At 29.8% G+C, this 22,002-nt stretch carries 24 protein-coding genes and 2 tRNA genes; 22 read left to right on the forward strand and 4 right to left on the reverse strand.

What is annotated here, in order from left to right:
- Complete coding sequence (gene metK / locus ACXIHB_RS07350; RefSeq protein WP_462099282.1) at positions 1-1,254, reverse strand: methionine adenosyltransferase; 1,254 nt, start codon at positions 1,252-1,254, stop codon at positions 1-3.
- Between the two features lie 321 nt (positions 1,255-1,575).
- Between metK and trxA the strand changes: the two genes are divergently transcribed.
- The 10 genes from trxA (at position 1,576) to ACXIHB_RS07400 (ending at position 10,032) form a co-directional block, all read left to right on the forward strand.
- A complete protein-coding gene (gene trxA, locus ACXIHB_RS07355) occupies positions 1,576-1,893 on the forward strand; it encodes a thioredoxin (protein ID WP_028892415.1) in 318 nt (105 codons plus the stop codon).
- 70 nt (positions 1,894-1,963) lie between these two features.
- Positions 1,964-2,884: a DUF58 domain-containing protein gene (locus ACXIHB_RS07360; protein ID WP_073181843.1), complete on the forward strand. Its 921-nt coding sequence runs from the start codon at positions 1,964-1,966 to the stop codon at positions 2,882-2,884.
- 54 nt (positions 2,885-2,938) lie between these two features.
- Positions 2,939-3,012 (forward strand) — tRNA-Asp (locus ACXIHB_RS07365).
- A 43-nt stretch (positions 3,013-3,055) separates the two neighbouring features.
- A tRNA-Asp gene (locus ACXIHB_RS07370) sits at positions 3,056-3,129 on the forward strand.
- A gap of 237 nt (positions 3,130-3,366) precedes the next feature.
- Complete coding sequence (locus ACXIHB_RS07375) at positions 3,367-4,560, forward strand: site-specific integrase (RefSeq protein WP_462099283.1); 1,194 nt, start codon at positions 3,367-3,369, stop codon at positions 4,558-4,560.
- A gap of 230 nt (positions 4,561-4,790) precedes the next feature.
- On the forward strand, positions 4,791-5,675 hold the full coding sequence (locus ACXIHB_RS07380; RefSeq protein WP_462099284.1) for a DUF488 domain-containing protein: 885 nt from the start codon (positions 4,791-4,793) through the stop codon (positions 5,673-5,675).
- Positions 5,676-5,684: 9 nt separating this feature from the next.
- Entirely contained in the window at positions 5,685-6,494 is an 810-nt protein-coding gene (locus ACXIHB_RS07385; protein WP_462099285.1) for a hypothetical protein, read from the forward strand.
- A gap of 289 nt (positions 6,495-6,783) precedes the next feature.
- Positions 6,784-7,599 carry a hypothetical protein gene (locus ACXIHB_RS07390; RefSeq protein ID WP_462099286.1) on the forward strand — a complete coding sequence of 272 codons (816 nt, stop codon included), beginning with the start codon at positions 6,784-6,786 and terminating at the stop codon, positions 7,597-7,599.
- Positions 7,600-7,719: 120 nt separating this feature from the next.
- A complete protein-coding gene (locus ACXIHB_RS07395) occupies positions 7,720-9,054 on the forward strand; it encodes a DUF3987 domain-containing protein (protein WP_462099287.1) in 1,335 nt (444 codons plus the stop codon).
- A gap of 138 nt (positions 9,055-9,192) precedes the next feature.
- Entirely contained in the window at positions 9,193-10,032 is an 840-nt protein-coding gene (locus ACXIHB_RS07400) for an AAA family ATPase (protein WP_462099288.1), read from the forward strand.
- A gap of 58 nt (positions 10,033-10,090) precedes the next feature.
- On the opposite strand, the gene ACXIHB_RS07405 is transcribed toward ACXIHB_RS07400, so the two are convergent.
- A complete protein-coding gene (locus tag ACXIHB_RS07405; RefSeq protein ID WP_462099289.1) occupies positions 10,091-11,959 on the reverse strand; it encodes an ATP-dependent nuclease in 1,869 nt (622 codons plus the stop codon).
- A 247-nt stretch (positions 11,960-12,206) separates the two neighbouring features.
- Between ACXIHB_RS07405 and ACXIHB_RS07410 the strand changes: the two genes are divergently transcribed.
- Together ACXIHB_RS07410 and ACXIHB_RS07415 are read left to right on the forward strand one after the other, a co-directional pair.
- Positions 12,207-12,590 (forward strand): hypothetical protein, encoded by a 384-nt coding sequence (locus ACXIHB_RS07410; RefSeq protein WP_462099290.1) that lies wholly within the window; start codon positions 12,207-12,209, stop codon positions 12,588-12,590.
- 74 nt (positions 12,591-12,664) lie between these two features.
- Entirely contained in the window at positions 12,665-13,099 is a 435-nt protein-coding gene (locus ACXIHB_RS07415; RefSeq protein WP_462099291.1) for a JAB domain-containing protein, read from the forward strand.
- A 228-nt stretch (positions 13,100-13,327) separates the two neighbouring features.
- Here the strand turns inward: ACXIHB_RS07415 and ACXIHB_RS07420 are convergent, their stop codons facing one another.
- A complete protein-coding gene (locus ACXIHB_RS07420) occupies positions 13,328-13,582 on the reverse strand; it encodes a helix-turn-helix domain-containing protein (RefSeq protein WP_462099292.1) in 255 nt (84 codons plus the stop codon).
- A gap of 81 nt (positions 13,583-13,663) precedes the next feature.
- Here ACXIHB_RS07420 and ACXIHB_RS07425 point away from each other — a divergent pair, with 81 nt between their 5' ends.
- The 8 genes from ACXIHB_RS07425 to ACXIHB_RS07460 all read left to right on the forward strand — a co-directional run bounded on the left by ACXIHB_RS07425 (position 13,664) and on the right by ACXIHB_RS07460 (position 19,969).
- Positions 13,664-14,356 (forward strand): hypothetical protein, encoded by a 693-nt coding sequence (locus tag ACXIHB_RS07425; protein ID WP_462099293.1) that lies wholly within the window; start codon positions 13,664-13,666, stop codon positions 14,354-14,356.
- Between the two features lie 235 nt (positions 14,357-14,591).
- A complete protein-coding gene (locus ACXIHB_RS07430; protein ID WP_462099294.1) occupies positions 14,592-15,011 on the forward strand; it encodes a hypothetical protein in 420 nt (139 codons plus the stop codon).
- Positions 15,011-15,235 (forward strand): hypothetical protein, encoded by a 225-nt coding sequence (locus ACXIHB_RS07435; protein WP_462099295.1) that lies wholly within the window; start codon positions 15,011-15,013, stop codon positions 15,233-15,235. Before ACXIHB_RS07430 ends, ACXIHB_RS07435 begins: the two co-directional genes overlap by 1 nt.
- Before the next feature lie 38 nt (positions 15,236-15,273).
- Positions 15,274-15,684 carry a lipocalin family protein gene (locus ACXIHB_RS07440; protein WP_462099296.1) on the forward strand — a complete coding sequence of 137 codons (411 nt, stop codon included), beginning with the start codon at positions 15,274-15,276 and terminating at the stop codon, positions 15,682-15,684.
- 361 nt (positions 15,685-16,045) lie between these two features.
- Positions 16,046-16,870, forward strand: coding sequence for a prephenate dehydratase (locus ACXIHB_RS07445; RefSeq protein ID WP_462099297.1), 825 nt, complete (start codon positions 16,046-16,048; stop codon positions 16,868-16,870).
- Entirely contained in the window at positions 16,867-18,009 is a 1,143-nt protein-coding gene (locus tag ACXIHB_RS07450; RefSeq protein ID WP_462099298.1) for a pyridoxal phosphate-dependent aminotransferase, read from the forward strand. The genes ACXIHB_RS07445 and ACXIHB_RS07450 overlap by 4 nt, the downstream gene beginning before the upstream one ends.
- Positions 18,009-18,875: a prephenate dehydrogenase gene (locus tag ACXIHB_RS07455; RefSeq protein WP_173360528.1), complete on the forward strand. Its 867-nt coding sequence runs from the start codon at positions 18,009-18,011 to the stop codon at positions 18,873-18,875. Before ACXIHB_RS07450 ends, ACXIHB_RS07455 begins: the two co-directional genes overlap by 1 nt.
- 11 nt (positions 18,876-18,886) lie before the next feature.
- Positions 18,887-19,969: a chorismate mutase gene (locus ACXIHB_RS07460; RefSeq protein WP_462099299.1), complete on the forward strand. Its 1,083-nt coding sequence runs from the start codon at positions 18,887-18,889 to the stop codon at positions 19,967-19,969.
- 24 nt (positions 19,970-19,993) lie between these two features.
- Here the strand turns inward: ACXIHB_RS07460 and ACXIHB_RS07465 are convergent, their stop codons facing one another.
- Positions 19,994-20,452 carry a hypothetical protein gene (locus tag ACXIHB_RS07465; protein WP_159614049.1) on the reverse strand — a complete coding sequence of 153 codons (459 nt, stop codon included), beginning with the start codon at positions 20,450-20,452 and terminating at the stop codon, positions 19,994-19,996.
- Between the two features lie 64 nt (positions 20,453-20,516).
- On the opposite strand from ACXIHB_RS07465, the gene rsgA reads away from it, so the two are divergent.
- Positions 20,517-21,458 (forward strand): ribosome small subunit-dependent GTPase A, encoded by a 942-nt coding sequence (gene rsgA, locus ACXIHB_RS07470; RefSeq protein ID WP_349264533.1) that lies wholly within the window; start codon positions 20,517-20,519, stop codon positions 21,456-21,458.
- 73 nt (positions 21,459-21,531) lie between these two features.
- Positions 21,532-21,984, forward strand: coding sequence for a D-aminoacyl-tRNA deacylase (gene dtd / locus ACXIHB_RS07475; RefSeq protein ID WP_281979944.1), 453 nt, complete (start codon positions 21,532-21,534; stop codon positions 21,982-21,984).
- The last annotated feature ends 18 nt before the right edge of the window (positions 21,985-22,002 follow it).

Below are 22,002 nucleotides of genomic sequence, written 5' to 3' on the forward strand. Positions count from 1 at the left end.
TTACAAACCGAAACTCTCTTTTACTTTAGACACATAATCTAATTTTTCCCAAGTAAACAATTCAACTTCCATTGTTTTACTTTCTCCATTAGGTTGTGTAAATGTTTTAGAAACTACTTCATTTTTTCTTCCCATATGCCCGTAAGCTGCTGTTTCACTATACATTGGATTACGTAACTTTAAACGATCTTCAATAGCGTGTGGACGCATGTCAAAAATTTCAGAAACTTTTTGAGCAATTTCTCCATCAGTTAAATCCACTTTTGAAGTTCCATAAGTATCTACAAAAATACCCATCGGTTCTACTACTCCAATAGCATACGATACTTGTACTAAGACCTCATCAGCCACTCCAGCAGCTACTAAATTCTTTGCTATATGACGTGTTGCATACGCTGCAGAACGGTCTACTTTACTCGGATCTTTTCCAGAAAATGCTCCACCACCATGCGCTCCTTTTCCTCCATAAGTATCAACAATAATCTTACGGCCTGTTAACCCTGTATCTCCATGAGGTCCACCAATTACAAACTTTCCTGTTGGATTAATATGATATTTAATATCATCATTAAATAGCGCTTGAATTTCTGGAGTTAACTGTGCTTTTACTCTAGGAATTAAAATCTCAACAATATCTTTTCTAATTTTAGCTAACATTGTTTCATCATCAGCAAAATCATCATGTTGTGTAGATACAACAATTGCTTCAATACGCTGTGGTACGTTATCGTCAGAATACTCAATAGTTACCTGACTTTTAGCATCTGGACGTAAATAAGTAATTTCCTTATTCTCTCTACGGATTGCTGCTAATTCCTTTAAAATTATATGTGATAAATCTAACGCTAACGGCATGTAATGCTCAGTTTCGTTTGTAGCATAACCAAACATCATTCCTTGATCACCTGCTCCTTGCTCTTCTTTTGAAGCTCTATCTACTCCACGGTTAATATCATCTGACTGTTCATGAATTGCTGATAACACTCCACAAGAATTACCGTCAAACATATACTCACCTTTGGTATATCCAATTTTATTAATTACCTCACGAGCAATTTTTTGAACATCTAAGTAAGTAGAAGACTTAACTTCTCCTGCTAATACTACTTGACCAGTTGTTACTAATGTTTCACATGCTACTTTTGAATTTGAATCAAAAGCTAAAAAATTATCTATTAGAGCATCAGATATTTGATCTGCTACTTTATCTGGATGTCCTTCAGAAACACTTTCTGAAGTAAAAAAATATGACATAAATACTTTTTTTTTAAATTTAACTAAAAGAAAAAATCTGAATTGCTAAGTCGCTAAAAGGAGTAGAAATTACTGCTTTAGCATTTTTATTTTGAATCATTGTTCAATGAGGTTGCAATCAGTCAAATTTTTCCTCAAAATATATTTGACAAAGTTATAGATTATTTTACATACACAAAAACAAACTTACACGTAAATAAATAGAAAGTATTGATATTATGATAATAAAAAGTAATTTTTGTAAAATTGTATTGGTAAAATATTTGTTTACATTTGTACGTAAATAAATAAGAAAATAACTTTAGATAAAACATAAATAAAATGGCATTAGAAATTACAGATGCTTCTTTCGAAGAAGTAGTATTAAAATCTGACAAACCAGTATTAGTAGATTTTTGGGCAGCTTGGTGTGGACCTTGTAGAATGGTATCTCCTATCGTTGATGAAATTAGTAATGAATACGATGGTAAGGCTGTAGTTGGAAAAGTAGATGTAGATGCAAACCAAGAATTTGCCGCTAAGTATGGTGTAAGAAACATACCAACTGTATTAATCTTCAAAAACGGAGAAGTTGTAGACAAACAAGTTGGTGCTGCTCCAAAAAAAGCATATACAGATAAAATTGATGCTGCTTTATAAGTAAAGATATTATTTGATATTATAAAAAAGGTTTGGCTATCGCCAAACCTTTTGTTATTTTCGGTAATCTATGATTGATTTAAATAGTACTGCTTCAAAAATTAACAACCTTGAGCTACTTGCTAAACAAGTGGTAGAAGGTTTTATTACAGGAATGCATAAAAGTCCATTTCACGGATTTTCAGTTGAATTTTCTGAACACAAACTCTACAACAAAGGAGAAAGTACTCGACATATAGATTGGAAGCTATTTGCCAAAACTGAAAAATTGTACACTAAAAAGTACGAAGAAGAAACGAATCTTAGGTGTCATATAATCATTGATAATTCTGCGTCGATGCATTATCCTCCAAGCAATAATGAATCAATAAATGATTTAAATAAGATTGGTTTCTCTGCAGTAGCAGCTGCCTCTTTAATGGATATCTTAAAGCGACAACGTGATGCTGTTGGTTTAAGTATTTACTCTGACACTTATGAATACTATGCTCCAGAAAAAGGTAGTGAACGTCATCGTAAAATGTTATTACATCAATTAGAGCATTTATTATCATCTAATTCTACTTCAAATACAAAAACCTATCAATACTTACATGAAATAGCAGAGAAGATTCATAGAAGGTCTTTAATTTTCTTATTTACCGATATGTTTCAAACTTCAAAGAATGAAGAAGAACTTTTTAATGCTTTAAGACATCTAAAATTTAATAAACATGAAGTAGTATTGTTTCATACATATGATAAAAAAACAGAATTTTTGTTTGATTTTGATAACTCACCAAAAAAATTTGTGGATGTTGAAACTGGAGAAGAAATAAATTTATACGCAGAAAATGTACAGCAAAAATATCAAGAATTGAGCTCCTTTTTTTTCAAGAACCTAAAAAACAAATGCTTACAATACAAAATAGATTACATTCCTGTAGATATTAGTGAAGGTTATGATAAAGTGCTTATAGCTTATCTTATCACTAGACAGAATTTTTTATAAATAACTCTTTTTTATTTAAAAAAAGATTATATATTTGCATCCGCTTAGAGCAACGGTCTGGTAGTTCAGCTGGTTAGAATACATGCCTGTCACGCATGGGGTCGCGGGTTCGAGTCCCGTCCAGACCGCTAAAGTTTCTCTAAAAACATATAACATATTGCTTAAAGCAACGGTCTGGTAGTTCAGCTGGTTAGAATACATGCCTGTCACGCATGGGGTCGCGGGTTCGAGTCCCGTCCAGACCGCGAAAAGCTTCTCAATTTTTGAGGAGCTTTTTTCTTTTTACAGGAATTTCTAGGACTCCACTCTATTTTACTTTATTTGAAGGTTGCTGAAAAATAATCACATTTTGGCACACCATCTTAAAAATTAGGTACACAAAAAGGATTACATAAAAATTTCTTTGGTACACCATTAGGTACACATTAGGGTACACCATCACTTCATACTAGGTACACCATATACAAAAAAACTCAAAACACATGAATAACAACAGGGTAACCATTCTATTCCTATTACAAAAGAATAGAATTAACAGTAAAAATAAGTGTCCTATTAGATGTAGGATAACTTATAACAAAAAAAGAAAAATATTCTCTACAGGTTTCTTTATAAATCCAGACTATTGGAATAGCAAAGAACAACTAGCTAAACCTCCTAGTAAAGACAATACTTTTATCAACACCCAATTAAGTCTGATTAAACAACAAATTAATCAGGCTTTTTTATTTTTACAGGTAAATGAAAAGGAGTTTGATGTTGAAGACATCTACTTACAACACAAAGGAAAAAGTATTAAATCTGAAAAAACATTTCTTGAAGTATTTGATTACCATAATTCAAAAGTTAAAAAAACTATTGGCATAGACTATGTAGAATCAACCTATAAAAAATTCGAAGAATGTAAAAGGCTAATGAAAAAATTCATAAGGCACAAATACAAGAAAAACGATTTGGTCCTTCAAAATATCAAATTTATTTTTTTAGAAGATTTAGATTATTATTTAAAAACTGAAAGAAGACAAAGTCAAAGCACTATTAACAAACACATTCAAAGAGTCCGTAAGATTATAAAACTAGCTATTCTAGAAGGTTTTATTGACAAAGACCCTTTTGTATTCTACAGACCTAAAAGAACTACTAAAGAGCTTATTTTCTTAACCTCGGAGGAATTAAAATTAATTGAAACACATCAATTAAGACAAAAAAAATTAGTTATAGTCAAAGATCTATTTATCTTTTGTTGTTATACAGGACTAGCATATGCAGATATGTCAGAACTAAACACTAAACATATTCAAGTTGGTTTTGATGGTAATGAGTGGATTGAAATGAATAGAAAGAAAACAAAATCAAAAATTTCAATTCCTTTATTACCTAAACCAAGAGACATCTTATTGAAATACAACAATAAATTACCTAAAATATCTAATCAAAAATTTAATTCTTATCTAAAAGAAATAGCAGATATAATAGGTATAAATAAAAATCTTACTCATCATGTTGGTAGAAAAACTTTTGCTTCTACAGTATTACTATATAATGGAGTACCTATGGAAGTAGTATCGGAGCTTCTAGGGCATTCTAAGATTACAATTACACAAGAGCATTATGCTAAAGTTGTAAAGAAGAAAATTAGTGATGAGGTTTCAAACCTAAAGAAGAAACTAGAATGATTAAATAATAAGAACATCAAAATGTTAGGAGAGTACAATTTTTAGTTAGACATAAAAGGATTGTATCAACAGAATTATATTAAAAAACCATATAGAAAAGCTACAAAATATGATAGATAAGTTTCATCCGTTGGGGTGATTAAATATTAAATGATTTACCTATTAGGAAATTATTTACCAATTTATTGATTTTAGTATTACTTTTGATAACTGTAATAGATTAGAATAATATGTTTTATAGAAGGAAGTTTGCATTAGCTTTGGTGCAGAAGTTTGGTGGGGAATTGGATAATTTAAAGTTCCAAAAGTTACTGTTTTTAGCTACTAGAAAACAGGATAAAAAGTCATTTGATTTTGTTCCGTATAAATTTGGATGCTTTTCATTTCAAGCTAACCAAGACATGATAACTTTAGTTAATAGAAACTTCTTGAGTAAGGATAATAATAACTGGATTGTTAAAGATGATGATAATTATTTTGCCTTATTAAATGAGGTGGATAAAAGAATAATAAATGTAGTACATAGTAAGTATTCAAATTATTCAGGAGATGAGTTAATTAAGGAAACTTATGTAAATTACCCTTTTTACGCATCCAAAAGTACAATAGCTAAGAAAGTTTTATCTGAGGATGAACTTAACAAAGTGGAAAAGCAGAAAAGGTCTTATGATGACGAAATGTTTTTTACTATTGGTTATGAAGGTGTTAGTTTAGAGACATATTTAAACAAACTAATCATTAATGATGTTAAAGTATTAGTTGATGTAAGAAAAAACTCTATTAGTATGAAATATGGTTTTTCTAAGAGTCAATTAAAAAATGCTTGTGAAAGTATTGGTATTAAGTTTATGCATATACCTGAGCTAGGTATTGAATCAGAAAAAAGACAAGAACTTAATAGCTTAAAAGACTACAAAAAACTATTTGATGTCTATAAGAAAACAACCTTAAAAGCTAATGATGAGTATCTTTTAAAATTAAAGGATATTAGTTATAAATATAAAAGGGTTGCTATAACATGTTTTGAAAAAGAAGTATGTATGTGTCATAGAGGTGTTGTAGCAGATGAGCTTAAAAACAAAAAAGATTGGAATATTAAACTCAAACATTTATAAAAAGAAGAATTGAAAAAGAAAGTATTAATCACAGTAAAAACCTACCCTACATTATCAAAAAAATATAACGAATTAGTCTGTACAGCTGGATTTTTAGAAGATGGCTCGTGGATAAGAATCTACCCTGTTGCTTTTAGGAAGAAGGCATATAATGACCAGTATAGAAAATATGATTGGGTTGAAGTAGACTTAGTAAAAAACACAAGTGATTTTAGAAAGGAAAGTTATAGACCAGTTGATTCTGAAACCTCATTTGTAAATGTGGGGCATATAGATACAAAGAATAATTGGGCTGAAAGAAAATCTATTATTCTACAGAATGTTTATACGGACATGGAAGGGTTAATCCAAGAAGCTCAAGATGAATCAATAGGTACATCTTTGGCTGTTTTTAAACCTACCAAAGTTTTAGACTTTATTTATGAGGAAGTTGAAAGAGAATGGGACGCCTCTAAACTAGCATCACTTAAACAGTTTAATTTATTTGAAACAGTTGATTCTGACAATGAGTTTGAAGTTGTTAAGAAACTACCTTTTAAGTTTTCATATGTATTTGAAGATATAAATGGGAAAAAATCTAAAATGATGATTGAAGATTGGGAGACTGGTCAATTATTCTGGAATTGTTTTGGAAGAACTGGTGATGAAAAGATTGCTTGTGAGCAGGTTAAACAGAAATATTTAGATGACTTTGCTAAGAAAAAAGACCTACATTTTTATTTAGGAACAACTAAGAAATATCATGGTTGGAGTCACAACCCTTTTGTTATAATAGGAACTTTTACCCCTAAGATAGAGTTACAAACAAAACTATTCTAAGTTCATTGAAATAAATTACTGAATCATCCTTTGAATTTGTATTAAACACATTACAATTCTTTATCCTCCCAAAGAGATAAGCAAAAAGTTAATAGTTGTTTTTTTTATAAAAACAATGTACCAAACACTGCTATAAAAGATAATTCATAGTAGTGAAGTAACATAATTAAAACAAGCAAGAAGACGGACTTAGGTTCGTCTTCTTGTTTTTTAAAGGAAAGTATTATTTTAGAGTTTTAAAATTGTTGAAATTGCGGATAAGGTAAGAATTGCAAAAATCCACTTTGTTATGTCAAGAGAATTATACCATTGGAAATACTTTACTAATAATAAGTTTGAAGTTAGTTCGGATATAGGTAGTACTATTAATAATTATAATATATCCCATGATATAACCATAGATACTCCTTTCTATGAGTTTTGCAAATCATTTACAATTGGGTATGCAAGCTTTGAAATACCTTCTGGTATAGAATCTAAATTAAATGAATTATTAGCTAAATACAATCAAGAAGACCTAAAACCACTACTTTTAATTACAGGAATAGCCCTGCAAAAAGCATACTCAGATAATTTTGAATTTGATAAAAAGGATGATTTGTTAAATGACTTTAATAATCAACATTTAGAATTTAGAGAGTTATTAGAAAAATTACAGCCTTACCTTTTCAATGACAATAAAAATAACTTGCCTGACATTTCCTTTAAACCTTTTACAGAACCTGCTATTACCTTAAAAAACTTCTTTGTTAAATTAGATATTTATGATGCTTTATGCAAAGGGTTTGGCTTAACAAAGGAAAATTTTGAACAGCGTAGCAATGAACTTCTAGAACTAAATAGGTCTAAGATTGATAAGTTTACTGAAAAAGTAAAGTTTGATTTTTTCCACATCCTTTATAGATATCTTACTAAGGAAAAGAACTTAAAAAGAGCTGATGCTCTGAGATTCATTGGAAACTATTTTCTATTCTTTCAAATCCGAATTAAAAGCAGTAGTACAGAAATTGAATTATATCAAGATATCAATGATAACTTAGAAGATAATGATATCAAAAACTTAAGTCATTACTTAACTCGCCCACCTAAATTCCATCATTTTTAATTGAAACAAAAAGCTTGTGTTTTTTGCTTTTTTGTGTTTCAAATTACCCCTCTATAAATTATAATATTTGCAAATGAAGACGGGATCCCCCCGTCTCATTTAACAATAATATTTTAAATTATGAACAAAGAAGTTCAAGAAAATGAGAAAGCAACTATAGAAGGTTCATCTTTAGTTGCTACAACCGTGAGTTCATCGAACTTTATACCTAACCAAGTATATGAGAACTTACCAGAACCATTAAATGAAATTGTAAATGAATTTCAAGGAAGAGAAAAGGATATAATCTTTCTATCCTTACTAGGCGTATTAAGTGCCTGTTTACCTAATGTAAAAGGAAACTATGACGGAAGATTTTTTGGAACCAATTTGTATGTTTTTATTATAGCACCACCAGCATCAGGTAAAGGAGTTATGGATTGGAGTAAATTATTAATCCAGCCTATTCATGAATCTAAAAAGGCAGAATACCAAAGAAAACTTCAGGAGTTTAGGAGGAGTCAAGAAGAAAATGTTAGTAAACCTGAATTAATAGCTAAAGTAATACCAGGTAATGTAAGTAGCTCCAAATGCTACCATCATCTTGAATACGCAGAGGATAGCTTATTGATGTTTGAAACGGAAGCAGATTCCTTATCCAATATGTTAAAACAGGATTGGGGAGATTTTTCAGATTTGATGAGGAAAGCCTTTCAACATGAAACCTGTAGTATTAGTAGGTCTGATAGATTATTTGAGGTTGATAACCCCAAATTATCCATTGTATTATCAGGAACGCCCAATCAAATTCAGCCTTTAATTTCTTCAAAAGAAAATGGGCTTTTTAGTAGATTCTTATTCTACTATTTTGATGAAGTTCAAGGTTGGAAAGATGTTTTTGCTAAATCCCATACTACCATTAAAGAAGAGCTATTCAAAGAAAAGGGAAATGAGATAAAAGAACTTTATGATAGGTTAATAAAAACAGAATCTATTGAAGTAGTAATGAATGAAGAGCAATGCGAATTATTTAATGAAATAATGAGTGATATTACAAACCTTTTTTTAGAAAACAAGAATGATTTTATTTCAGTAACCAAAAGACTCGGATTAATATGTTTTAGGATTGTAATGATATTGACGATTTTAAGAAATCAGGAGCAAATACAAGAAGAGTCTTTGGTTATTGAAGCCACGGATGAAGATGTTATAACCTCCTTAGAATTCATTAAACACTTAGTTGACCATAGCCTCCATGTTTTTGATATGTATGAAAAAAACACAGTAAAAATGACAGTTATTGAAAGACAACTTTATACAAATTTATCAGAAACCTTCACAAGAAAAAAAGGATTAGAAATAGCCACTGTATTAAATATTGCTCAAAGAACCTATGGTACAATTTTAAAGAAATGGGTAAATGATAAAATTTTATCCAAGATAAAACATGGAGTATACAAAAAGCTACCTATATAGAAATGGTAGATATTGCAAGCTTTGCAGAGTTTGCAACATGTACAATTAATAATTGAGAGCAGGCATAATAGCCTGCTTTTTTCATTTAAAGATATACAAACGTAAAGAAAAACATTAACCTTTTTAAACTTAAAAATTATGCAATTAGAACCAAGTAAAAGAGATGCTGTAAAGCTTAGAATTGGCTTATCAGGAGCAAGTGGATTTGGAAAAACCTACTCAGCTCTACTACTAGCTTATGGACTCACTAAGAACTGGAATAAAATAGCTGTAATTGACACAGAAAATAAGTCAGCTAGTTTATATACACATCTAGGAGACTTTCAAGTAATTAATTTAGGAGCGCCTTTCAGTCCTTCTAGGTACATAGAAGGAATTAAGTTATGTGAATCCAATAACAATATTGAAGTAATCATTTTAGACTCTATTAGTCACGAGTGGAATGGCTCAGGAGGATGCTTAGATATACATTCAAAACTTGGGGGAAGATTTCAGGATTGGGCAAAGGTTACTAAACTACATCAAACTTTTGTTGATACCATATTACAATCTTCATGTCATATTATTACTACCACTAGAAGAAAAACTCATTACTCATTAGATATTAAACCTAATGGAAAAACTAAGGTTACTAAGCTAGGAACTAAAGAGATTACACGTGAGGGTTGGGAATATGAACTAACAGTAAATTTTGAACTAATTAATCAAGAGCATAAAGCTATAATAAGTAAAGATAGAACAAGTTTGTTCTCTACTAGAAATGAATTTGTAATTACAGAAGAAGTTGGAGAAAAATTAGCTCAATGGTGTATTCCAAGACATCTTAAAATAGAAAAGATACTACAACAAATTGCAGAGGCTAAATCTATTCCAGAGTTAACTACAATTTATAAATCTAACCCTAAACACCAAGAAATTTTATTACCTGCTTTTAAAGAAAAGAAAGAGAAGCTAGATAAAGTTCCTGTGAATAAATAAGAGCATTATTATATTGATAGTTAATAAGCTACTTTTTTTTGAGCTATCCCCAATTCACTTAGTTGAGTTGGGGTTCTTCTAGAAAATAGTTGTTTTTTTCTAAAATATCTATGACAATTGTTTCAAACACTTTTTTAAATCTATTGAAAGAATCTTTAGAAAGTGTAGGTACAATATTATTTGCAAATGCCATTTTATCCCCTTTTACTTTACAAAAATACTGTTCTTCTAATTCACGTTCAACAATCTTGTTACCAAAAGTTTTTACCATTTTTTCTTTCTCTAGAATAATACCTTTATTGTTTTCATCTCTTAAATTGAGATATTCAATATCAAAGTAAAATTCAATTGGAAGGTTTTCTGCTTCGTAAAAATCATTCAACCCTTCTTGATTAGGTAAAATTAAACCAAATGAACGGTTGTTTTTATGCACTTTTACATATTTTAAGTCATTATGTATTTCGAAGTTTTTATCTAATTTAAAACCTTTAATTCCCTCTTTATCATAATCCCATAAAACAATTTTTATATTGTCGGTTTCTCTTACAGATTTAGCAAAATGGCTAAGAACACTAGCCCCAGCATTACCCCCATTATTTTCATTTTCAGGAGATGTATCACCAGGAATAATATCAAAAGGAATTTCTAAATCCTCATAAAGTTTCTTCCAAGCAGTTTTTAATATTATTGTATCTGTTTTTCCTTCAGTTATGAGTACAGGTTTAGTTAGTTTTTTTATATTTTCTTCTAGCGTTAAAAGTTTTTGGTTTTTTAAATCTAATTCGTTTTTTATATCAATCCATTTACTTGAAAGACTAACTAAAGGAGTTAAATTCATCATGTTTTCAAGTTCAACTCTGCTATTTTTGTCTTTAGGAATTAATTTAATTTCTGAATTATTATCAGATTCTTTCTTTACATAAAAAGTATTCACACTATGATTATCCTTATCCTCAAGAGTATAAAAAATTGGTGAATGAGTAGTTATAAATATTTGAATTCCTTCATCATGAGGGTGCAACAAGTCTTCTTTATGTCCAATTTTCTTACAATATTCTAAAAAAGCATTGGATAGCCTTTCGGCAGAATGAAATTCTAAATTATTTTCAGGTTCTTCAAAACCCCAAATTGTACTAGAACTAGGTTCTCTTTTTTTATCTTCTGTTAACTCTAATTCTGCTTCAGCTATATTTTGCAATATAATAGGAATATGACGTACTTTTATTCCATCTCCTCTTTGGTTAAGCATTAATTTCCCATCATTACTTCCAAATTCAAGTGTATTAAATAAATCACGAAAAGAACCTCTAAATTGCAGTATACTATCTAAGTTTAATCTCTTATTTATTTGATTAGTTATTGGTAGTGTTTTTTCCTTTACCTGTGTATTAAAGTCTGTTTCTAATTGATTAGTATCCTTTTGTAATACATCATATAAGTCAAACATTAAATTATCAAAATATTCTTTACTTTTTATGGCAGGAACATATCTAAACTTTATTTTTTTTAACCATTTATAATAGGAACTTTTGTAATTAGCTGTAAACTTTTGTCCATTTAAATATTCAAATTTTTCATCTGGTATTAATGAATTTTCATACCAGATTTTAGTCCATTTAACATCTCCATGGTTTAAAAAACTTTGCTTACTAGGAGGTGATATAATTAACTCAATTTCAATTCTACTTCTTTCTTTTTTCTTTTTATGTCTTTGAATTGAAAAGTCTTTCCAAAAATCAAAATCTTGATTAGTATCACATTTATTATTGAAAAATAAGTTTAAAGCTCTAAGATAGTTTGATTTCCCAGCATCATTTTCTCCAACAATTACGTTTATATCAGATGTTTTTATAGTAGTCCTTCCTCCTTTAACTGTATGTAATATTGAACGAAAATATTTTATTCTTATACTCTTTACTATTTTCATATTGTTATTTTTTTGATAGGCAATTTGTAAAATACAATTTTATAAAAAAAAATGAGACTACCTTTCTGTATATGTGAATGCCACTAACCTAAGCACCCCCACTTATTCTTGATTTTAAAACACCCCGCGTGTTTCTCAGCAGAAAATATTTTTTGAACCCTATATATAAAAGCAAGGTGATAGCTGTTTTTAAAGGAACTTATATTTTCTAGAATCAACTTATTTATCAACTCAAAAAAATAAAATTATGGTACAAATTGTAGGCTACAGAGAGTGTAGCAAAGAAGATGGTTCTAAATTCTATTTATTAGAACTACAAGGGGGTATAGAAATGGTAGTAAGCAAAACTACAGGTCAATTCTATGCTACAGCAAAAAAAGCAATGATAACTTCTACTTTTGATGAGGTTACTTGTAAAGCTTTAATAGGAACTCAAATGAAAGGAAGTATTGTTAAACAAGAAGTAGCTCCTTATGAATATGTCATTAAAGAAACAGGAGAAGAAATAATTTTAACTCACAAATGGGTTTATACTCCAGATGAAGCTCCTAATGTTAAAAAGCTTTTTAAAGCTGACCATAGTGTGTTTTCACAAAATGGTATAAACAAATTAGAGGAAGAATTAGTTTAATTTAATCTGTCCAAGTTTTGCATTTACTATAATAAGTAATTACGAATGCTGGACAGATTTATAATTTTAAATTTATGAAAGTAGCTGAAATAAAAATTTCCTATTCTAGTAGGAATATTAATAAGTTCAAAATACAAAATAGCGCAGATGCTTACAATCTAGTTGCTGAGAAATGGAATAAAGATTTAATTGAATTACAAGAAGAAATGAAAGTAATTTTACTTAATCGAGCCAATATGGTATTGGGTATATTTGAATTATCTAAAGGAGGAACAAATAGCACAGTTGTAGATGTCAAATTACTTGTAAGTGTAGCTTTAAAATCTAATGCACATAGTATAATTATGTGTCACAATCATCCTAGTGGAAATTTAAAAGCAAGTAAGGCTGATATTGAAATTACCAATAAAGTTAAAAAAGCATGTAGTTATTTTGATATGGTGCTTTTAGATCACTTAATAGTTACTAAGGATGAACATTTTAGTTTTGCAGATCAAGGGTTATTGTAATCTACCAAACTTGCAATATTTGCAATTTCTACAGTATTCACATGTATAAGTAGATGAATGAAATAACTCTAAGAAGAGGTTTTTATAAAAACGAATTAATTTGCAGATAATTAATAATAGCTTTTTTTATTATAAAATCCTTTTTTATTCCTACCAGAAACTATATAAATTAATGAAATAAAAGGTATAATAATTCTTTTAAGCAAGTTCTACTATAATAGCTTTTTCTTATTTTTCTTCTAAAGAAAAACCTACTAATTCAGTTAATGAAACTTCTAAAGCTTCACTAATTCTATATAAAGTGAAAAGAGTAGGATTTGTTCTACCAGATTCAATTCTAGAAATATTTGTAGTATCAAATCTACCAAGCATCTTACTAGCCAAATCTACTTGTGATAGACCTTTTTCTTCCCTAATATTCTGAATGTTATTACCTACTTTTTTCTGAATTGAAATTTGTAGCTGTTTTAAATCCTGACTCATTATAACTTGTCTAATTTGACAAGTCAAGAAAAGAGTTATATTTGTTTATGTTAATGCCATATATGGCAAACACTATTTATTATGTTTGAAGAAGATGAAATATTAATACTGGAGGCTTTAGGATATAAAATCTTTCAAGAAAATGCTATTTTGACTAGTGAGGGTAAATATGTTCCTAGGGTTCAGGTTGGAAATATTATTTATGAATCAATTTACGGAGATGATATTGAGGCTTTTGAGAGAGATTATGAATTATATCAAAAAGCTTTAAAACTAGGTTATATTTATCACCCCAGTTCAACTAATAGTGAGTCTTTACAAGTAGATAGTTTTCTTGCAAAAAAGTCTATTGAATTATTCGAAAAAGACCCAAAAAACAATTTATTAGACAATAATAACCCTTTGGTAAAACTTAATTTAGAAAAGGCTATTATAACTTCTGAAAATAAAATTACTGAACTTTTAAATACTAAATTTTTAGGTAATGAAGATTTTATTATTTCTAAAATCCCTGAATTAAAAAATCACAATAAAAGTATATTAAAATGGGGAAATGAGATTTCAGGTGTTTATGGGTTGAATGGTAATTCTTTTCAGAATAAAAAAGATTATTATTTAAAACTTGTAAGTATAAAGAAACAAATATTAAATGAACATAATAAAATAATACAAAAGCAAGAAAGAGAAGTGTTTATCAATGAAGTTAAAAATTATGGTGAAGTAATTATTGTTCTATTTCTAATCTTCTTTTTTGTAAAAAAAATAATTAAATAATGAACAAAATACTCTTTGATAGATTAAGATTATTAGCTTTAGGTTATAAAAGGCTACATATAATAATAAGTATTACTATACCATTAATTTTAGTATTACTAATACTATTTTTTAAGGATATAAAATTTATAAATCCATATAGACATTTAGCTCTTTACAGCTTTTTTTATTATTGGTTAATAATTAGAATTTATTTATGGGTTAAAGATGGTTTTTTTAATCCAAAGATTAATTCATGATTTGTGATTACATCATACATAATCTAGGAAGCTCATTTGAAGAAAACAATATTGATTTAATTCATTTAACAACCTTTTTAAATGGAGTAAAATACTACAGAAGTCATAAAACTTCGGAATTACACTTATCTAGCAAGACTTTACAAGTAGAAACTTATTTAAGCTTTTATGAAGACGAACTATTAGCTGTAACTTATAATACAAGTCAAAATAATCTTAATTACTTAATTGAATTTATAAATTCATTTGCTGGTAGTGAAGATGAGTTTTTATTTGAAGATGTATTGGGTGGCAATTCAGACTTGTTCTGCATCCAAAATGGCATAGCTATTCATCTAAACAACAGAACAGACAGTACTATAGATTTCAAAATAGCAGTACCAATAAATCAAAGAAAAAATAAAGTATTTGTGTAATGACTATTAAACTACCTTTCAGAATTGGCATGCAATATGAAAATTGGGAGTTTGATTTAGAATTGGTAGATACAAAAAAGAGTTATGAAGTATACAACTACACAAAAGGAGATATTAAAGTATTTAATGAAGAATTAATTGAATACATCCATTTATACTTTGAACTTGACATCTTACTCAAAATTAAAATCAAAACCCAACAGAATATATTTACTCTATTATAATAGTAAATTTTAAACAGTAATAATCAAAAATTAGTAATATGAAAAAAGTAATTTTATTTTTAATGACTACCTTAATTCTATCCTCATGCGGGGGAAGTGATGATAATTTACAATCAGGAATTATTGGAAAATGGAATAAGGTAAAAGAAACTAAAGAATACTCCATTGGAAGTATTGAAGAAGTAACCTTGTCAGCTTGTGATTTAAAGGAAACTTTAGAATTAAAATCTAATAAACAAGTTATCCTTACTAAGTACTCTGGAACAAATTGTGAGGATGCAAGAACATCTGAGGGGACTTATTCTTACAATGAATCAAATAATGAATTAACCCTACCAGGAAACAATAAACAAATTGTTGAGGTAAGTGAAAATAAAATGAATTTTAAATTCACAGTAACTGGTATTGAAAGTTATATTAAGACAGTATATTTTGTTCGTGTTAATTAAGAAAAAGGCACACTTTTAGGCATACATCAAAAATGTAATCCTTTGTAACTCCCAATAACACTAACAAAAGTAAAAAAATGGAGAGTCCCGTCCAGACCGCAAAAAGCTTCTCATTTTGAGAAGCTTTTTTCTTTTTTACACTTTTTTTAAAAAAAATTTGGTTTAGTTAAATTTATTTCTAAGATTTGTTCCGTACAAAAAACACAAATACAATGATGTTACAAAACGTATGGCAAGGTTTCTATTTTTACTTTTACTTTTTTAGTAAGAGACGAGACTTTGTATCATATTGTTAACCTAACAAAAAATATATACCCAATCAAAGTCTCGAATTTATCGAGGCTTTTTTTTTTGATGTAAAATGAAAAAAATAGCCATTCAAGGAATACAAGGAAGCAACCACCATATTGTTGCAAACAACTACTACGGAGAAAACATCGACTTACACGAGTGCTTATCTTTTGACGTATTGGTTGATAGCCTTATTAATTCAAGAAGTGAGCAAGCAATTATGGCTTTAGAAAACACCATAGCAGGCTCAATCATACCCAACTATGCCCTAATTGACAAGTACAATTTGCATATTTCTGGTGAGTATTACTTGTCTATACATCATCATTTAATGGCGTTACCTGACCAACGAATTGAAGACATCACTGAGGTTTGTTCGCATCCGATGGCATTACTACAATGTAAAGATTTTTTCAAACAACATAAGCACATCAAGTTAGTTGAAGATGTTGACACTTCTGCTGTTGCAAAAAGAATCGCGGATCAACAATTAAAAGGAATTGCAGCAATTGCACCTAAAACGGCTGCTGATATTTTTAAATTATCAGTTATTGAAGATGAAATTCAAACGATTAAAAACAACGCAACTCGTTTTGTATTTCTTCAAACAAGTCTTCCAAAAAATGGTAAAAGTGAAATCAATAAAGCTTCATTAAAATTTGAACTAGATCACAAAAGAGGAAGTTTAGCTACAGTACTAAATGTAATGAGCGACTGTAAATTAAACCTTACTAAAATACAATCGTTACCCAAAATCGAGACACCTTGGAAGTACTCTTTTTTCGTAGATGTAACTTTTGAAAAATATAAAGATTACGAAAAAGCAAAAGCCATCATACAAATTATGGCAGAAGAATTTAAAATATTAGGCGAATACAAAAACGGAAGATTATGATACAGTTTGCTAACAGACTACAAACCGTACAGGAATACTACTTCTCTAAAAAACTACAAGAAGTACGTCAATTAATTTCAGAAGGTAAACCAATTATAAATATTGGAATTGGAAGCCCTGATTTACAACCTCCAACATCGGTATTAAAAGCTATTCAAGATAGCCTACAAGATACTGGAGCACATAGTTATCAGAGTTATCAAGGTTTACCTGAATTTAGACAAGCTGTTTCAACTTTTTATCATAATAACTATAAGGTTAGCATTAATCCTGATAACGAAGTACTCCCTTTAATGGGAAGTAAAGAAGGAATTATGCATATTTCATTAGCTTTTTTAAATGAAGGCGATCAGGTATTAATTCCTAATCCAGGATACCCAACTTACAGTTCAGTAACCAATTTATTGGGAGGAAAACCAATTTTTTACAATTTGGAAGAAGCGAGCAACTGGCAACCTGATATTGAAGCTTTGGAAAAACTCGATACTTCAAAAATAAAGTTGATGTGGGTAAATTATCCACACATGCCAACAGGTGCTGATGCTACCAAAGAAACTTTTCAAAAGTTGATTGGCTTTGGAAAAAAACATAACATAGTTATTGTAAATGACAATCCGTATAGCTTTATATTGAATGAACACCCTCAAAGTATTTTACAAATTGAAGGCGCAAAAGATGTTGCTTTAGAATTAAACTCAGTAAGTAAATCTTTTAACATGGCTGGATGGCGTGTTGGAATGTTATTAGGTAAACCTGAATTCTTAACTGAAATTTTAAAAGTAAAAACTCAAATGGATTCAGGTATGTTTTATGGAATTCAGAAAGGAGCTACCAAAGCATTAGAACTAGATAAGGATTGGTTTACTCAACTAAACAACACCTATAAAAAAAGGCAAAAACTAGTGTTTGAGTTAGCAGAAAAATTAGGATGTACCTACGATAAAAACGCATCTGGAATGTTTGTTTGGTGCAAACTTCCTGATGGAAAAACATCTGAAGAAATGATTGATGATTTACTATATAATAAACACATCTTCGCTGCTCCAGGAACCATTTTTGGTAATCAAGGAGAAGGCTATATTCGTTTCTCATTATGCGTTCCAGAAGAAAAAATTAACGAAGCAATCAACAGAATATAATGAACGTATTTATCATAGGACTAGGATTAATCGGCGGAAGTTTTGCCTTAGATATTCAGCTAGGATTTAAAAATGCTACTATCTACGGAATAGATTCCAACGAAGAGCATGGAGACCTTGCTTTAGAGAAAAGGATTATCCATCAAAAAGCAACTTTTTCAGAGTTGAAAAATGCAGATATAGTCATTATTGCTATTCCTGTTGATGTTTCACGAGAGATTATTTTGAAAACATTGGATAATATCTCTGATACCTGTTTGGTTTTCGATGTAGGTTCGACTAAAGAACTAATTTGCGATGCTGTTAAAAATCATTCGAAACGAAGAAATTTTTTAGCAACACACCCTATTGCTGGAACTGAGTTTTCAGGACCCAATGCTGCATTGACAAACCTATTTAGAAATAAAACTAATATTATTTGTGAAGTAGAAAAAACAGCATTCAAATTACAGGAAAAAGCATTAGACATATTCTCAAAATTAGGGATGCGTATTCGATACATGGATCCAAAGTCACACGATAAGCATATAGCCTATGTATCACATTTATCACATATCAGCTCTTTCATGTTAGGTAAAACAGTTATTGAAAAAGAGAAAAACGAGCGTGATATTTTTGATATGGCTGGTAGTGGATTTGCTTCTACTGTGCGTTTAGCAAAAAGCTCACCAGCAATGTGGACACCTATTTTTGAGCAAAATAAAGAAAATGTTATTGAGTCTCTGAATGAATATATTCATAACTTACAACAATTCAAAACTTTATTAGAAAACAACGATTTTCCAGAAATCTATATAGAAATGGAAAACACCAATCATATAAAACAAATATTAAATGGAATTTTAGAGGGAATACCTCAACAATAAGAATATCAAAAATGGAGAATACAAAAGAGTTAAAAAAATGGTTAGATGCTTTCGGGTTAGGGCATCCACTAGTAATTGCAGGACCTTGTAGCGCCGAAACAGAAGAACAAGTACTACAAATTGCACACGAATTAAAAGATACAGATGCTACTGTTTTAAGAGCTGGAATTTGGAAACCTCGTACAAGACCAGGTAATTTTGAAGGTGTGGGTGCTTTAGGGCTAAAATGGTTACAAAAAGCAAAGCAAGAAACAGGAATGTTAATTGCTACTGAAGTAGCTAACAAAGACCACGTAAAACTTGCAATTGAGCACGACGTAGACATCTTATGGATTGGTGCTCGCACTACCGTAAGTCCTTTTATTGTTCAAGAAATAGCAGATGCTTTAGAGGGTACAGATAAAATTGTTTTAGTAAAAAACCCTGTAAACCCCGATTTACCATTGTGGTTAGGTGCCATAGAACGCTTGTACGCTAAAAACATTAAAAAACTAGGGGTTATTCATAGAGGATTCTCTACTTATGAAAAAACAAGGTACCGTAACAACCCTGAATGGCAAATTCCTATTGAATTGCAAAACCGTTTCCCTGATTTACCACTGATTTGTGATCCGTCACACATCGCTGGTCGTCGTGATATTATTTTCGATGTTTGTCAAACTGCATTAGACTTAAATTTTGATGGTTTAATGGTTGAAACTCATTACGATCCAGATAATGCATGGAGCGATGCAACTCAGCAAATTACTCCTAAATCATTAATTCAAATGATGATTGATTTAAAAGTTAGAAAAGCCACAGATACAGAAACTGAGTACAGAAATGCTTTAAATACGCTACGTACTCAAATTGACGTAGTAGATCATCAACTCATTGAAATGTTAGGAAAGCGTATGAAAATAGCAGACTCTATTGGTCAGTTAAAAAAAGAGAAAAACGTCGCTATTTTACAAACTAAACGGTGGAATGAGATACTAGGCAAAATGATTTTAGAAGGTGATGAACGTGGTTTAAGTGAAGAGTTTGTACTTAAAATGTTCAAAGCAATACATCAAGAAAGTATCAATCATCAAGAGAAAATAATTAATAAATAAAAAAAGCGCCATTTGGCGCTTTTTCTATTTCTTTAATCTTTTAAAGATATATCTTGTTATAAATAATCCATTTTTATCTCCTTTACCTCCATAACTTTCTACTCCTGTATTAACAAAAGCTAAGTCCCATCCTTCTTCTGTCATAGTGTTAATTTTCGAAGAAATAACAGCATCATTAGCTACAATGTTTTGGAACCTTATTCCTCCTAAGTTAAAGAAGTTTAATAATTTTGTTTCTTCAAAATTTTTAACTCTAATTTCTGAACGATCAGATTTGTTTCTTTTATCTTTTTCTTTATCATCAGATCTTGTTGAGGTGAAATCTTTAAAATCTCTACTTTCATTAGAAGATAATAACCTTGACCTCCCCATTCCATTTGGAACTGTTGACTCAACACTTGTAATCACTTTGTACTCATAAGACTGAGCTACAACCGAAAACGATGATACAGCAAAAGCAATTGCTAATAATAATTTTTTCATAATGTTTTTAAAATTTAAGCAACGAATATATTATATTTTTATGAATAATCCGCATCTTTGTTTTATGATAGGAACGGTTTATAAATCTACAGGAAGTTGGTATTGGGTAAAATCTGAAGACGAGCTATATAAGTGTCGCATTAAAGGAAAGTTTCGTATCAAAGGAATTAAAAGTACCAATCCCATCTCTGTAGGTGATATTGTTGATTTTTCGTTAGAAACTAAAAATGATGAAGAAACAGGATTGATTACTAATATTCACGAACGAGAAAACTATATCGTTCGCAAGTCTGTTAATCTTTCAAAACAAACTCATGTTATTGCTTCTAATATTGATCAGGTGTTTTTATTGATTACTATTGACAACCCTCCTACATTTACGACTTTCATTGATCGCTTTTTAGTTACTTCCGAAGCCTATTCAATTAAAACTATATTAGTTTTCAATAAAATTGATTCTTATGAAATTGAGCAGCGTGCCGAAATTTTGTATTTAAAAGATATTTATGAAGCCATCGGTTACGAATGCATTGAAGTTTCCGCGACTAAAAACATCAATATTGATAAAATAAAAGAGATGATGACAGACAAAGTAAGTATGTTTGCAGGTCATTCAGGAGTTGGAAAAACAACCTTAGTTAACGCTATTGAACCATCTTTAGACTTAAAAACGAAAGAAATTTCTGAACAACACAAACAAGGACAACACACTACTACGTTTGCTGAAATGTTCGATTTAAGTTTTAATGCTCGTATTATTGACACTCCCGGAATTAAAGGTTTTGGTGTAGTTGATATGGACAAAGATGAATTAGGCGATTATTTTCCTGAGTTTTTTGCTTTAAAACAAAACTGCAAATTCAACAATTGCATTCATATTAACGAACCACAGTGCGCAGTTAAAGAAGCCCTAGAAAATGAAGAAATAGCTTGGTCTCGTTATAAAAGTTATCTACAAATTTTAGAAGGCGAAGAAGAACACTACAGAACCGACATTTGGGAGTAATATAATTTTTTAGTCTAATCTCCACTAAGGTTCAAAACATTCAAATATTTAAAAATTCAACAATTTATATAAAATGAAAATTGTCATTCAACGTGTTTCAAAAGCTAGCGTTACTATTGAAGGTGAAAGAGTAGCTAAAATACAACAGGGGCTTTTAATTTTACTTGGAATTGTTACTGAAGATACACCTGATGATATTAAATGGCTCTCAAACAAAATAACAAACCTTCGTATTTTTAATGACGAAGAAGGTGTTATGAATAAATCGATTAAAGATATAAATGGAGATGCTATTATAGTAAGTCAATTTACTTTACACGCTTCTACCAAAAAAGGAAATCGTCCTAGTTATATTAAAGCTGCCAAACCTGATGTTGCTATTCCTTTATATGAAAAGTTTGTTCAACAAATTGAGGTTGATTTAGGAAAAAAAGTACAAACAGGTCAATTTGGTGCGGATATGAAGGTAGAGTTACTAAACGATGGACCTGTAACTATCATTATTGATTCCAAAGATAAAAAATAATTTCCATGGGAATTATTT

Source organism: Tenacibaculum sp. IMCC1 (genome assembly GCF_054906355.1).

Bases quoted from the DNA above. Each gene is read 5' to 3' on its own strand.
- ACXIHB_RS07425 (WP_462099293.1), top strand. From the start codon at position 13,664: ATGTTTGAAGAAGATGAAATATTAATACTGGAGGCTTTAGGATATAAA.
- ACXIHB_RS07375 (WP_462099283.1), top strand. From the start codon at position 3,367: ATGAATAACAACAGGGTAACCATTCTATTCCTATTACAAAAGAATAGA.
- ACXIHB_RS07450 (WP_462099298.1), top strand. From the start codon at position 16,867: ATGATACAGTTTGCTAACAGACTACAAACCGTACAGGAATACTACTTC.
- ACXIHB_RS07405 (WP_462099289.1), bottom strand. From the start codon at position 11,959: ATGAAAATAGTAAAGAGTATAAGAATAAAATATTTTCGTTCAATATTA.
- ACXIHB_RS07435 (WP_462099295.1), top strand. From the start codon at position 15,011: ATGACTATTAAACTACCTTTCAGAATTGGCATGCAATATGAAAATTGG.
- ACXIHB_RS07380 (WP_462099284.1), top strand. From the start codon at position 4,791: ATGTTTTATAGAAGGAAGTTTGCATTAGCTTTGGTGCAGAAGTTTGGT.
- ACXIHB_RS07390 (WP_462099286.1), top strand. From the start codon at position 6,784: ATGTCAAGAGAATTATACCATTGGAAATACTTTACTAATAATAAGTTT.
- ACXIHB_RS07455 (WP_173360528.1), top strand. From the start codon at position 18,009: ATGAACGTATTTATCATAGGACTAGGATTAATCGGCGGAAGTTTTGCC.
- ACXIHB_RS07430 (WP_462099294.1), top strand. From the start codon at position 14,592: ATGATTTGTGATTACATCATACATAATCTAGGAAGCTCATTTGAAGAA.
- dtd (WP_281979944.1), top strand. From the start codon at position 21,532: ATGAAAATTGTCATTCAACGTGTTTCAAAAGCTAGCGTTACTATTGAA.
- ACXIHB_RS07400 (WP_462099288.1), top strand. From the start codon at position 9,193: ATGCAATTAGAACCAAGTAAAAGAGATGCTGTAAAGCTTAGAATTGGC.
- ACXIHB_RS07395 (WP_462099287.1), top strand. From the start codon at position 7,720: ATGAACAAAGAAGTTCAAGAAAATGAGAAAGCAACTATAGAAGGTTCA.
- trxA (WP_028892415.1), top strand. From the start codon at position 1,576: ATGGCATTAGAAATTACAGATGCTTCTTTCGAAGAAGTAGTATTAAAA.
- rsgA (WP_349264533.1), top strand. From the start codon at position 20,517: ATGATAGGAACGGTTTATAAATCTACAGGAAGTTGGTATTGGGTAAAA.
- metK (WP_462099282.1), bottom strand. From the start codon at position 1,254: ATGTCATATTTTTTTACTTCAGAAAGTGTTTCTGAAGGACATCCAGAT.
- ACXIHB_RS07440 (WP_462099296.1), top strand. From the start codon at position 15,274: ATGAAAAAAGTAATTTTATTTTTAATGACTACCTTAATTCTATCCTCA.
- ACXIHB_RS07415 (WP_462099291.1), top strand. From the start codon at position 12,665: ATGAAAGTAGCTGAAATAAAAATTTCCTATTCTAGTAGGAATATTAAT.
- ACXIHB_RS07445 (WP_462099297.1), top strand. From the start codon at position 16,046: ATGAAAAAAATAGCCATTCAAGGAATACAAGGAAGCAACCACCATATT.
- ACXIHB_RS07420 (WP_462099292.1), bottom strand. From the start codon at position 13,582: ATGAGTCAGGATTTAAAACAGCTACAAATTTCAATTCAGAAAAAAGTA.
- ACXIHB_RS07410 (WP_462099290.1), top strand. From the start codon at position 12,207: ATGGTACAAATTGTAGGCTACAGAGAGTGTAGCAAAGAAGATGGTTCT.
- ACXIHB_RS07460 (WP_462099299.1), top strand. From the start codon at position 18,887: ATGGAGAATACAAAAGAGTTAAAAAAATGGTTAGATGCTTTCGGGTTA.
- ACXIHB_RS07360 (WP_073181843.1), top strand. From the start codon at position 1,964: ATGATTGATTTAAATAGTACTGCTTCAAAAATTAACAACCTTGAGCTA.
- ACXIHB_RS07465 (WP_159614049.1), bottom strand. From the start codon at position 20,452: ATGAAAAAATTATTATTAGCAATTGCTTTTGCTGTATCATCGTTTTCG.